The organism is Agrobacterium sp. 22-214-1 (assembly GCF_053522465.1).
The window spans coordinates 1-13177 of the sequence record NZ_JBNWCK010000006.1 but is presented as its reverse complement, the minus strand read 5'-3'; the positions used below and the strand labels follow the sequence as shown (position 1 = coordinate 13177).

Here is a 13177-nt window from a genome sequence, read left to right as displayed (position 1 = left end):
GTGAGAGAATACAATGCAGATATTCTTGTGGTTGGCGGCGGACTTGGCGGCGTGGCGGCGGCGCTTGGAGCCCTGCGCAACGGTCGCAGCGTTATCCTGACCGAAGCATTCGAGTGGATTGGCGGCCAGTTGACCAGCCAGGCCGTGCCGCCCGACGAGCACAGCTGGGTCGAGCAGTTCGGGATCACAGCCAGCTATCGCGCCTTGCGCACGGGCGTACGGCAATATTACCGCGACCACTATCCGCTGACGGACACCGCCCGGGCGGATCTGACACTCAACCCCGGTGACGGCAACGTATCTCGCCTCTGCCACGAACCACGCGTTTCGTTGGCAGTGATGGACGCAATGCTTGCGCCTTACGCGGCCGGCGGCAAGCTGACCATCCTCAAGCCCTATGAGCCGATCGCCGCAGACGTCGACAGCGACACCGTGCGGGCCGTGACGCTGCGCCATTGCAATACGGGCGACCTCATTTCCTGCTCGGCCCGCTACATCATCGACGCCACCGAACTGGGCGATCTGCTGCCGCTGACCGCGACCGACTATGTCACCGGTTTCGAAGCCCAATCCGAGACCGGCGAGCCGAGCGCGCCGGCTGAGGCGCAACCGCACAATCAGCAGGCCGTATCGATCTGCTTCGCCGTCGATCAGGTTGACGGCGATCATGTCATCGACAAGCCCGCCCGGTATGACCACTGGCGGCAGGTTGCTCCCGAATTCTGGGGCGGCCCGCTGTTGAGCTGGGACTCTCCCAATCCGCGGACACTGGAACGCAGCCGCCGGTTCTTCGATCCCAACCCGGTCGACAACGCGACACGCGACGTTGCCGACCAGCGACAGAGCGCGGGCGATATGAGCCTGTGGATATTCCGCCGCATTGCCGCCCGCCACACATTTCGGCCCGGTGCCTATGCCAGCGATATCTGCCTCGTGAACTGGCCGATGATCGATTATTTCGAGGCGCCGATCATCGACGTTACCCCCGAACAATATGCCGAGCGGCTGGCCGATGCGGCAAGCCTGTCCTATTCCATGTTCTACTGGATGCAGACCGAAGCGCCCCGCCCGGATGGTGGTCAGGGTTTTCCGGGTCTGCGCTTGCGCGGCGACATTACCGGCACGGAGCATGGCCTGGCCATGGCGCCCTATATCCGTGAAAGCCGTCGCATTCGTGCTCTGACCACGGTGGTCGAACAGGATCTGTCGCTTGCCGTGCGCGGCGATCGCGGCGCGGTGCATTACCCCGACAGTATCGGTATCGGTATGTACCGCATCGACCTGCACCCCTCGACGGGCGGCGATAACTATATCGATGTCGGCGCCTGCCCTTTCGAAATCCCGCTGGGTGCCCTTATTCCCCGCCACAAAACGAACCTGCTGGCGGCATCCAAGAATATCGGCACGACGCATATCACCAATGGTTGTTACAGGCTGCATCCGGTCGAATGGAACATCGGCGAAGTGGCCGGCATGCTGGCCGCCTATTGCCTTGACAGGGGCGAGACCCCGCATGGCGTGCATGCCGATGAAAAGCGGCTAGCGGAGTTTCACACCCACATCGAACGCCAAGGGGTGGAGCGCCATTGGCCTGATATTCGCGGCTACTAGCCAAAACGTATAATCTGGGAGGATTATTCATGCGCAGGAGTATAGTGAAAATTGCATTGACCGGTTTTCTGGTCACATCCGGGCTAGTTTCGCCGGCTTTGTCGCAGGAATTGCGAATGGCCATCTGGAGCGCCAACGAAGCCCATCTCGCCCTCTTCAACGAGATCGCCCATGAGTTCGAGGCCAGCCATCCCGGCGTCAAGATCAACTACGATTCGCTTGCATACGAAGGCTATGCCACCACCTTGACCACCCAGATCGCCGGCGGCAACCCTCCCGATCTGGCCTGGCTGTTCGACACGACCGCGCCTGACTTCATGGCGGCCGGGGCGCTTTATCCCCTCACCGAAACCTTTGACAATACCGAAGGTTACGACATGGGCGACTTCCCCCCGGCAACACTCACCGCCTGGTCTTACGAAGGTGTACAATATCTCTATCCGTTCTCGACGTCGCCCTTCGGCGTCTTCGTCAACAACGACATGATCCGGGCGGCAGGTGCAAAAACACCCGCCGAAATGATCGCTGCCGGCGAATGGAACTGGGACAATGCCATTGCGACGGCCGCGAAAGTCGCGGCCACCGGCAAACAGGGATTGATCATTCGTGATTTCGAATACAAGGCCTGGGAGAACCTTGCCGAAGTCTATACCGGCTGGAATGCCTATCCCTGGTCGAAGGATACCAAGTCCTGCGCTTTTGCCAGCCGGGAGATGGTTGATGCGATGCGCTTCATTCACGATGCGATCTTCGTGAAAAAAGCCATGCCGGGCCCCGGTGTTTCTGCCGATTTTTTTGCCGGGGATGCGGCGATGACGACCACCCAGATCAGCCGCGCAGCGCTTTTGCCGAAAGGCGACAAGGCCTTCGACTGGGATCTCGTGCCGTTGCCTACAGGACCTGCAGGTGACTATGCCGTAACAGGTCGGGCAGGCATTGGCGTCATGGCCAGCGGCAAAAACCCGAAGCTTGCGGCGGAATTCCTGGCGTTTTTCTCCTCCAAGCCTAATGTGGCCAAGCTCGCGCGGTTTTTCCCGCCGGCACGGCAGAGCCTGCTCATCGCCGATGTCCTCGCGGCCGCCAACCCATTGCTGTCGCGTAAACAGATAGAGGCCGTGGTCATTCGTGGCGTCGCCACCGGTCAATCAACGCAGCAGGTCCGCAATTTTGCCCGGCTGCAACAGACCGTTCGCGCTGGCCTTGACGGTCTCTGGCGTCCCGACGCCGATGTCGCGGCTGTCCTGCAAGCGCTTTGCGGCCGTCTCGATCCGTTGCTGGCGGCCAATTGACGCTTGGTAGTCATCCGATTTTCCGTGGATGCGAAAGGCAGAAGGACGAAAAGCCATGACGCTTGCCCTCCAGACGGCGCAGAAAAAGGCCCGGCGCGGCTTCTGGACCATGGCGCGCCGAGACGCCGCCACCGGTTATCTGTTCATAGCGCCGCAACTCATCGGTATCGTTGTCTTTGTGCTCGTGCCGCTGGTGCTGGTCTTCTGGTATTCGCTGCATGAGTGGAACGTGCTGGCGGGATCGTTCCGGTTCACCGGCGCCGCCAACTACCAGAAGCTGCTCAACGACCCGGCCATAGGCGAAGTGCTGGCCGTGACCGCCGTGTTCTCGGCCGGACTTGCCCTGCTCAATATGAGCCTGGCGCTGGGGCTTGCGTTGCTCCTGAATCAGAAGCTGGCCTTCATGACCGTGTTCCGCACACTGTTCTTTTCGCCTGTCGTGGTGTCGCTGGTCGCCTGGACAATCGTCTGGAGCTTCTTGTTGCAGAACAATGGCGGTATCAACGGCCTCCTGCAAATGATCGGCGTCGAAGGTCCCAACTGGCTGCGCCACCCAACGACTGCGATGATCTCGGTCATCGTCGTGCAGGCGCTCAAGAATCTCGGCCTCAACATGATCCTGTTTCTTGCAGCACTACAGGGCGTGCCGCGAGAACTGTTCGAAGCCGCACGCGTCGACGGTGTGCCGCGCTTCAAGCAATTCTATCGCATTACCCTGCCGATGATCAGCCCGACGATCCTGCTCGCCTCCATCGTCACCATTGTCGGCGCTTTGCAGGTCTTTGCGCAGATCATGATCCTCACGCAGGGCGGGCCGGGCTTTTCCACGACGGTTCTCGTTTATTACCTCTATCAGCAGGCCTTCCAGTTCTACCTCTTCGGTTACGGCTCGACACTCTCCATCATCCTGCTGGTCATTGTCGGCGCGCTCACCTTCATCCAATGGCACCTGCGCAGAAAGTTCGTATTCTATGAAAACTGAACTCAGCCCCCGCGCGCAGACGCTGATCTATTTCATACTCTGCCTGCTGCTTGTCCCCTTCGTTTTTCCGACCTGGTGGATGGTCACGTCGTCGGTCAAACCCGTCAGCCAGATATTTGCCTTTCCGCCGGATATCTGGCCGCGCGCCTTTGATTTTTCGTCCTATTCCGACGTTTTCAGAATACAGCCCTTCGCGCTCCAATACTGGAACTCGGCCTATATCGCGGCAATTGTCACCATCGGCACCATGGCAGTGGCGTCGATGGCCGGATATGCCTTTGCGCGTATCAGGTTCCCATTTGCCAACGCCATTTTCATGGTGGTGCTGGTGGGATTGCTGATCCCATCGGAAGTGACGCTCGTTCCGCTGTTCCGGATGTTTCTCAAATGGGGCATGATCAACACACACTGGCCGCTGATCCTCGTGCCGATCTTCGGTGCGCCGGCGGTCTTCGCCACCTTCATCATGCGCCAGTTCTTCATTTCCCTGCCGGTGGAACTGGAGGAGGCCGCCCGGGTCGATGGCCTCGGCCGGTTCAAGATATTCTGGACCATCGCCCTGCCGCTTGCCCGTCCGGCGCTGGCCGCCGTTGCGATCTTTACCTTTCTCGGTAGCTGGAACCTCTATCTCGAACCCATCGTCTTTCTTTCCAGCCCCGACAAGTTCACCCTGCCGCAGGCATTGACACAATTTACCGACGCCTATGGCGGACCGATGTGGAACATCCAGCTTGCCGCCGCAACGATGACCGCCATCCCCGTACTCATCGTCTTCATCGTTGCGCAGAAACAATTCGTCGAAGGCCTCGCCCATACCGGGCTTAAAGGCTAATCGAAAGGCTGACCCATGGCACCCGTTACACTTAGATCCGTCAAGAAAAGCTATGGCGCACTCGCCACCATCCATGGTGTCGATATCGATATTGCCGATGGCGAATTCGTCGTCCTCGTCGGCCCTTCGGGCTGCGGCAAATCCACTTTGCTGCGGATGATCGCAGGCCTTGAAACCGTGACCAGCGGCGATATCTCGATCAGCAGCCGTGTCGTCAACGAGATCGAACCGAAAGACCGCGACATCGCCATGGTCTTCCAGAACTACGCGCTTTATCCGCACATGAGCGTCGCCAGGAACATGGCCTTCTCGCTCGAGCATCGCGGTGGCAGCAAGGCCGAGATTGCCGAGCGGGTGAGCTGGGCAGCTGACATATTGGGGCTGACGCCATTGCTCGAACGCTTCCCCCGCCAGCTTTCCGGCGGGCAACGGCAGCGTGTCGCCATGGGCCGCGCAATCGTCCGCAATCCGCAGGTTTTTCTGTTCGACGAACCGCTCAGCAATCTCGATGCCAAGCTGCGTGTGGTGATGCGCGGTGAAATCAAGGCGTTGCACCAGCGTCTGGGGGTCACGACCGTTTATGTCACGCATGATCAGGTGGAAGCCATGACCATGGCCGACAAGATCGTGGTGATGAATGCCGGACGGGTCGAGCAATGCGGAGCGCCGCTCGAGCTTTATGACCGGCCCGCCAATCCCTTCGTCGCCGGCTTCATCGGTTCCCCGGCGATGAATTTCATCAAGGGACGATTGACCGCCGATGGTTTCGAGGCTGACGGCGTCGTCCTGCCCCTCCCGCCCGGCCCTGCCACAGGCGAAGCGATCTACGGCATCCGCCCGGAACATTTCGAACTGGTCAACCATGGCCTCACAGCAACCGTTTTATTAGTGGAGCCGATGGGGTCTGAAACGCAGGTCACGATGATGCTCGGCGATCACCAGATCATCGGCGTCTTCCGCGAGCGCGTCCAAGCGCAGCCGGGCGCAACCATCCAGGTGCAGCCGGATCTGGCATCGATCCACCTGTTCGATGCCACGACCAGTCAACGCCTCAACTAGCGGACTGCGCGCCGTGACATCGCCTGATGTGCAATGATCGCGGAATCGCAGTGCAAGACAGGATTCAATGATTAAAAATCACTGCTTGTGGGAGACGTTTGGCGTTGAACCTGGGATAGACAGCATGAAATCGACGTGTCAGGTGTTGGAGAACCGTAATCGGAGGGAGACGCAAATTCGCACGAACACAACGCGCCGAAATATCGGTCTGGTCCCTTCCCTCTTTCTCGCTGCCGGGCTGATACTCCAGGCAACGATGGCAGCCGGCCCGGCCCAGGCAGCGGAGAGCGTGACCGTTCCACCTTACGAACCTGCCGTCGGGACTGAGCTTCATTATCGCGTCCAAAAGACGACCGAGACCGATATGTCGCTTTGGTTCGACAAGCCGGAAGCCTCGTCCGTTGTCATGCGCGGGGACTTCCGTCAATCGGCAACGGTGCTATCGCGGGACGACGAGGGCATGCGGGTGCAATGGCGACTCTCCGCCGATATCCCGCCGGATGCGGTGGACGCGGCGGATTCCTATCCGATGAACGCCATGTTTCGCAATTCACTCGCCGCCTACGGTGTTCAGCAACTGGAATTCGAGACCGATTTGAGCGGTACTCCGACGGCGCTCGTGGGCGCGGATCAGATCGTTGCCAATATGGAAAGGCTCCTGTCCACCTCCGCGCCGGACGGCACGGCCTCTCGCATGCTTCAGACCGTCAAAAGTAACCCTCTCACAATTATCGACGTTCTTGCGCCCGAAAGCATGATCCTTGCACTTGGGCAGTCTTCAGAAGCTTTTACGACCGATATCGGACGGGAATGGACGGTTGAAGGCAATGAAGAGCTGAAGGGCACGCTCGTCCCGACAAGCACCGTCTGGAAACTCGAAGCCGCCGACAAGATCACGCAAACGGCCACGTTCAGCGCAAAGATAACCTACGATCCGGTTGCCCTGCTACAATCGCAACAATCCTCGATCGACGGCATGATCGCGAGTTTCGGAGACCGGGCGAAGCAACTGACCGAAACCCAGTTGGCGCAGGTCAAAAGTGCCGGGAAGTCACGAACCGTGACCTATGTGAATTCAACACGTGATGGTTCGACACTCGAAGTTCTGGAAAACACGGTCGCAAGTGTCGGCGGCGTGACGCTCACAATGGCTGTGCATGTCTGGCAAGAGGGTCAGCCACCGGTCCTGCCTGCACCGCATGCGTGGAATGGCAGGACCCTGTCTGGCCAACTTGTTGAACCGCTGTCCAAAAACGATCCGCAAGCTTCGATCGATCTGAACCAGTACCGAGCGAAGACCGATGTCGATACGCCTCCCTCTCCCAGCCCGACCGATGGCGGCAACGCCTCTGCCGACGGTGCAAGGGATATTGCACCGATTTCGCTCAAGGTCGCAAGCGTGAAAACCTCGGTCGATCCCGCTGCCGGGCCTGCGGTGGAAATTGCGTTGACACCGGAAAGCGCCAAGGCCTTCGAGGATTTCACACGCGCGGCTCTCGGGCAGAAGACCCAGTTGCTGGTTGATGGAGACGTCATCTTCGAACCGGTCGTGAGAGAGCCGATTATGGGCGGCCGCGTCACCATCAGTGGCCTTGATTCAGCACAAGCTCTGACCGTCGAACGGAAATTGTCGTCTTCCGAGGCCGCGATCATTGTGCGGTTGACGCCATAATCCTGCAAAGCGGATTTCCTCCAACGGCTTTACCATCACCAATTCTCGAGCGATTGCAATTTGCACGCGGTGAGAAATGCGCCGTACTTCTTCTTTTCGAATAATGATAGTGACCTGTGTTCTGGGCACGGCAAAACAGCCCACGCCGCTTGATCGCCTCGTCGACATAGCGGTGTATGATCCCGTTCACCATTTTGGCGGACGGGATGTGATTCACTATCATCAGGCCATCGCAGTCGTTGTTGCGGACAGTTTCGAGACCGCGCGCACCGCGGCCAACCTCCTGATTGTAAATTACGAGGTGGACGGCAGCGTCAGCTTCGACCTCTCTGCGCATGCCGGTGCGGGTGAGTTCGAACCGCGGGTCGCGGTGGGAGATTTCGAGGCCGCATTTCGCGACGCGCCGGTGAAGCTGGACAAAACCTACACCACACCCGCCGAAAGTCATGCGATGATGGAACCGCGTGCTACGCTGGCCTCCTGGGACGATGATCGCATCACTCTCTGGACGTCAAACCAGATGATTACGTGGAGCGCACAGTCGATAGCGAAGGCTTTTAGCATCCCGCCCGAAAATGTCAGACTGGACTCTCCCTATATCGGCGGTGGCTTTGGCACGAAAATTTTCGTTCGAGCCGATGCGATCCTGGCCGGGCTTGCCGCACGCAAGCTGGGCCGCCCGGTCAAGGTGTCGCCGGCGCCTATCGTGGATCGCCGGTACTCACGTCAGGAGCACGCGTGACGCTGAAGCCAGACGCCTCCGTCGTTGTCGCAAGCGATATGACCGACATTGGTACGGGTTCGTATACGATCATGGCGCAGACTGCCGCCCAGCGTGGGGATTGTCGCGGAAATCCTCCGGCGAGCCGGAGCGCGTGTGGATCGAGAGGAGCAAGGGCTGACCACCGCGCCCGACTATGTATTGATTGGCGCGATCCGGTAGCACATTGGCGCGTTACGATACTGACGGCAGAAATCACTCACATAGAGTGGCGCCCGTCATGAAATTGGGAAGCACAAGATGACTAGAACGATCCTCATTACCGGAACTTCGAGCGGCCTTGGCCGTGCCACCGCAAAGCTCTTTCAAGCGAAAGGATGGAACGTCATTGCAACGATGCGCGACCCAGAGTCCGAAAAAGAACTGACGAAGCTTGCCAATACTCTCGTCACCCGTCTCGACGTTCAGGATGTCACGTCGATCACCGCCGCGCTGGTAGCCGGTTTGGCAACGTTCGGGCGTATCGACGCCCTTGTCAATAATGCGGGTTACGGTGCTTATGGCCCCCTCGAGGCAACACCGTTGGAAAGCATGCGCCGCCAGTATGACGTGAACGTCCTCGGCCTCATGGCAACGACCAAAGCCCTTTTGCCGCATTTCCGGAAGAATCGCAGTGGCGTCATCGTCAACATCTCATCGATGGGTGGGCGCGTCGCCTTTCCGACCGGCACGCTCTATCATGGCACCAAGTTCGCGGTGGAAGGCCTTTCCGAAGCGCTGCAATATGAGCTTGCCCCCCTCGGCATCCGTGTGAAAATCATCCAACCCGGCATGATCAACACGGATTTTTCCGGTCGGTCCTTCGAACACAACAACGATCCTGCACTGATTGAATATCAGCCTCTTATTCAGGGCATGTGGGACCTTGTGAATTCGATGAAGGAGCACACATCGTCGCCAGAGGCGATTGCGGAAGTCGTTTACGAGGCGACAACGGATGAGAGCGACCGGCTCCGTTATATCGCCGGCGCCGATGCGGAGCAGCTCCTCGCCGCGCGCCGTGCATCAGTCGATGCAGAGTTTTTCGCTGGTATGAAGGCGCAATTCGGGGTGGCTTGAGTCGTCGCCCCTGCGGCGCGCCGGCGTATCGGGGGATATTCAACAGCTCCCTCGATACGCCTCCTGCTCGATATCCACGGCTTCCGGAGCGGAATGGAGGCGGAATCGGATGAGCAACTTCTCCCCTTGCTGGTGCCGCATGGCACGCCCGCCATCCTGACCCATGAGCCAGCACCTAAGGTTGGGCCCGTTGAGCGCCAACTCCGAAGTTTTGGAGCAAAGCAGCATGTCGCGCGCGGATGCCTTGGCTTGATCGGCCCAGATTACAACCCATAGCAGAGCAGGTGTATTTTGACGACTTGGACGCAAGGCTATGTAGACGGCCTGGACTATACATTCGATTTTTACCGGGAGTTGACGCCTGCCTTGTTGGGTTTTGCCGCCCTTTGCAGGGGACAGAAATTTGTCCTGGAAGGCCGACCGCTGAAATATTGCGAGCTTGGCTGCGGTCAGGGCTTCTCGACCAATCTTCTTGCCGCCGCCAATCCTGATATCGAATTTTATGCCAATGATTTCAATCCCGCCCACATTGCCGGCGCGCAATCGCTGGCCGGTGAAGCCGCACTTGCCAATATCCGGTTTTACGAGCATGCCTTTGCGGATTTTGCCGATGAACCCTCGCTTCCCGATGGCTTCGATATCATCGCCCTCCACGGGGTCTTCAGCTGGATATCGGCGAAGAACCGCGGCCAGATCATGGACTTCATCTTTCGCAAGCTGAAGCCCGGCGGTCTGGTCTTCATCAGCTACAACACGCTCCCCGGCTGGGCGTCCGCCCTGCCTTTGCGGCGCATTCTTATCGATCGGGCAAATCGGAGCTCAGGACCGCTGCAGCTGCGCATCGAGGAAGCCCTCGCGTTCGCGGACACGCTTCTCAAAGCGAATACGGGATATTTCAAAAACAATCCCTCAGTGAAAACGCATTTCGGCCAGATGCAGCCGATGTCGTGCAACTACCTCGCGCACGAATATTTCAATGAGGACTGGCATCCCATGTATTTTTCGGATGTCGCCAGGGAATTGTCTGCCGCTAAGCTGTCATTCCTCGGCTCAGTCGATCTGCTCGATACGGTAGAGAGCCAGCTGTTCAGCGCCGAGCAGCAGGCTTTATTGCGGGCGGAGGCGGATCCGATACAGCGCGAGACATTGAAAGCTTTCGTGACGAATGAGCAGTTTCGTCGGGATCTGTTCGTAAAGGGCGCGATCCCCCATTCTGTTCGAAGTTCGGCGGGCGGTTGGATCGATGCCCGGTTTGCACTTTCCAGGCCCCGCGACGTCGTTGCCGCAGCCCTGAAAAGGCGTTTCTCAAATCAGCAGCTTCAAGAGGCGATTTACGAACCGCTGCTGAATGTTCTGTCCGGCGGTCCCGTCACTGTGCGGGAGATTTTGAGCGATAGTATCGTTGGCCGTTCTCTGTCCTGGGGGCAAGTGACGGAGACGCTGAGCGCGCTCGTCGGTGCGGGATACCTACAGCCATGCCTGAGGGAGGAGGGGCAGGCGCGGCGCGAGAAAAGCTGCCGCGCGTTCAACGCTGCTGTTTGCAGGAGCGCGAAGGACAGCGAAACCCTGCAGTTTCTCGCTTCGCCGGTGACCGGCGGAGGCGTCAGGCTGGACAGGTTCGAACAGCTTTTTCTTCTGGCGATAGGGGACGATAAAGAGCAGCCGGACCAATGGGCCCAATATGCCTGGTCAGTGCTTGCTCCCCAGGGACAGAAATTGTTGAAGGAGGGAAGAGCGCTCGAAACTGAGGAAGAGAATTTGGCCGAGCTTGTGGCACGGGCGAACGCGTTTGCTGGTAATCTGCTTCCAGTATGTCTCTCCCTTCGCATCGTGCAGTAGATCGCATAAAACCTGCAGCCGGCATTGCTGACAGCTGTCGGCAGTGTTCTTCTCTATGTAATATGCCCTGCAAGTGAATGGCTTAAGTCATCACGCGGGAGAAACCAGAATGGCCCCATCGCACACCTACGCACTCGACACGACGACATGGCGGATGGTCCTCAAGGACCTCGGTATCTCCGCGACCAACGTCCTGCGGCGTGCCGGTCTGTCGGACGATCTTCTGCAACACCCCTCGGTTCGCCTCCTGCCCGATCAATATCACCGTCTCTGGAACGGCATGGAGGCGGAGGCGGGTGATGGACTTCTCCCGCTGCGGGTGTGCGAAGCCATCCGCGGCGAAGCTTTTTCGCCACCTATCTTCGCTGCATTGTGCAGCCCCAACCTCGTGACGGCCGTCCGCCGCGTCGCGCAATACAAGCGGCTGATCGCGCCAATGCACCTCGAGGTGTCGGAGGAGCATGATCGGATGACCTTGGAACTCGCGTGGACCTGCGCGGCCCAGCCGCCCGATTCCCTGATCCTGCTGGAATTGCTCTTTTTCGTTTCGCTCGCTCGCATGGCTACGCGCGAGGCGGTGATGCCAGTCGCGGTAACGACCACCGTCCTGCCTTCGCCGATACCCCCTTATGAAGCATTTCTGGGGGCCAGGCTGAAACAGGGAGCGCGCCACCGGATTGTCTTCAGCGCGGCCGATGCGATCCGCCCCTTCCTGACCTCAAATCCGCAAATGTGGGCAACGTTCGAGCCACATTTACGTCAGCAGCTCGCCGAACTCGATAGAGAGGTCACGACGTCGCAACGCGTTCGTGCAGCCCTTATAGAGGGAATCCCGAGCGGCCGTATTTCCATTGAGGCGATCGCCGGGAAACTCATGATGAGCAAGCGGACCCTGCAACGGCGCATCGAAACCGAAGGCGCCAGTTATCAGCAACTCCTGGCAGAGACGCGCGAAGCGCTCGCGCACCACTACCTCAGGAAGACAACCCTGCCTCTGGCGGAAATCTCTTTCCTGCTCGGCTTTGATGAGCCGAATTCCTTCTATCGGGCCTTTCGAACCTGGACAGGAAAGACCCCGGAGAGTGTCCGGTATAGACAATGAGCGGCGCAGCCAAAACCCATTCTCGCGCACGGAGCTGCGGACACACTGGACATTTGACGGGCCCGATGGCCCCCGCGAGGTGGTACCTGTGACAAGCCGGCTCACGGTTGATCATGGCGAGCCCCTGCTCACCGCGGCCCTTTAGGGATTGGGCATCGATGTCCGCAGACGATTACGACTGGCTTTGCGCTGGGCACAGCAGACTCACCCTACGGTCGACGCCGTGGAGAGCGCGGAAAGGATCCCGAGCGCGCCCATTGCAACAATCTCTGGAAATAGAGCGAGCATTTGACGTTCCATGAACCGTTGGCCTTTGTTGCGACTATCTTTGCACACATGAGGCCGCGGCAGGCAGAACGAGCGGCACGCCCCGTCGCTGAAACATAGAGCAGAAAGGGATCGGCTGATGACCCCGTCGCCTTCTATGCCCACTATTGCTGGACAGTCAGCGGGATTCCTCGATCGAGGATCAATTTTGCGTCTGATGGGAACAGGCGAATTGGAAACTGTGGAGGAACGCGCTGTTCCTCCTCGCCGCCAAGACCCATCGTAGCCGCGTCGAGGACGGCAAGTCGGGCGGGTGGACGTTTCCTGTCTTACTGATTGAACCGTGGCTGATGGCTGCTACGACGCAAACAGCCGCTGCGCCGTATCCACCGAATGTCCGCTATAATGGCCCGGTTGGCCGAACCTGCGAACTGACCTCATGAGCCGGTCTTCGACACGGCTCGGCCGCCGCATGCTGCGCGATATCCGTGCGGGCAGGATTTCGCCCGCAGCCACGGCCAACTCACGGTTTTCTGATCGATGGCAATGCCGAAGATGGCTTTGTTCATGGAAGTAGATTGTGGGATTGGCTTTGTGATCAGCGGCCTAGTTTTTCCCTGACGGCGGGCCCGATATCATGAGTCCAGAAACAACAAACCCCGTCGCGAGTGCAACGGGGTTTTG

General features: G+C 59.0%; 11 protein-coding genes. All 11 read left to right on the top strand.

What is annotated here, in order from left to right:
* The 11 genes from ACQZ5G_RS19565 to ACQZ5G_RS19515 all read left to right on the top strand — a co-directional run bounded on the left by ACQZ5G_RS19565 (position 1) and on the right by ACQZ5G_RS19515 (position 12226).
* Complete coding sequence (locus tag ACQZ5G_RS19565; RefSeq protein WP_448738761.1) at positions 1 to 1611, top strand: FAD-dependent oxidoreductase; 1611 nt, start codon at positions 1 to 3, stop codon at positions 1609 to 1611.
* 29 nt (positions 1612 to 1640) lie between these two features.
* Positions 1641 to 2900 (top strand): ABC transporter substrate-binding protein, encoded by a 1260-nt coding sequence (locus ACQZ5G_RS19560; protein WP_448738762.1) that lies wholly within the window; start codon positions 1641 to 1643, stop codon positions 2898 to 2900.
* Between the two features lie 55 nt (positions 2901 to 2955).
* On the top strand, positions 2956 to 3882 hold the full coding sequence (locus tag ACQZ5G_RS19555) for a carbohydrate ABC transporter permease (RefSeq protein WP_448738763.1): 927 nt from the start codon (positions 2956 to 2958) through the stop codon (positions 3880 to 3882).
* A complete protein-coding gene (locus tag ACQZ5G_RS19550) occupies positions 3872 to 4714 on the top strand; it encodes a carbohydrate ABC transporter permease (protein ID WP_448738764.1) in 843 nt (280 codons plus the stop codon). Before ACQZ5G_RS19555 ends, ACQZ5G_RS19550 begins: the two co-directional genes overlap by 11 nt.
* A 15-nt stretch (positions 4715 to 4729) precedes the next feature.
* Entirely contained in the window at positions 4730 to 5773 is a 1044-nt protein-coding gene (locus ACQZ5G_RS19545; RefSeq protein ID WP_448738765.1) for an ABC transporter ATP-binding protein, read from the top strand.
* A 124-nt stretch (positions 5774 to 5897) separates the two neighbouring features.
* Entirely contained in the window at positions 5898 to 7445 is a 1548-nt protein-coding gene (locus tag ACQZ5G_RS19540; protein WP_448738766.1) for a SecDF P1 head subdomain-containing protein, read from the top strand.
* 76 nt (positions 7446 to 7521) lie between these two features.
* Positions 7522 to 8187, top strand: a complete 666-nt coding sequence (locus tag ACQZ5G_RS19535) for a molybdopterin cofactor-binding domain-containing protein (RefSeq protein ID WP_448738767.1) — start codon at positions 7522 to 7524, stop codon at positions 8185 to 8187.
* Positions 8184 to 8450, top strand: coding sequence for a hypothetical protein (locus ACQZ5G_RS19530; RefSeq protein ID WP_448738768.1), 267 nt, complete (start codon positions 8184 to 8186; stop codon positions 8448 to 8450). The genes ACQZ5G_RS19535 and ACQZ5G_RS19530 overlap by 4 nt, the downstream gene beginning before the upstream one ends.
* Before the next feature lie 16 nt (positions 8451 to 8466).
* A complete protein-coding gene (locus tag ACQZ5G_RS19525) occupies positions 8467 to 9285 on the top strand; it encodes an SDR family oxidoreductase (RefSeq protein ID WP_448738769.1) in 819 nt (272 codons plus the stop codon).
* A 291-nt stretch (positions 9286 to 9576) separates the two neighbouring features.
* The gene (locus ACQZ5G_RS19520) at positions 9577 to 11124 is read left to right on the top strand and encodes a class I SAM-dependent methyltransferase (protein WP_448738770.1); all 1548 of its coding nucleotides are present in this window, start codon (positions 9577 to 9579) and stop codon (positions 11122 to 11124) included.
* Between the two features lie 109 nt (positions 11125 to 11233).
* The gene (locus tag ACQZ5G_RS19515) at positions 11234 to 12226 is read left to right on the top strand and encodes an AraC family transcriptional regulator ligand-binding domain-containing protein (RefSeq protein ID WP_448738771.1); all 993 of its coding nucleotides are present in this window, start codon (positions 11234 to 11236) and stop codon (positions 12224 to 12226) included.
* Positions 12227 to 13177: the final 951 nt, after the last annotated feature.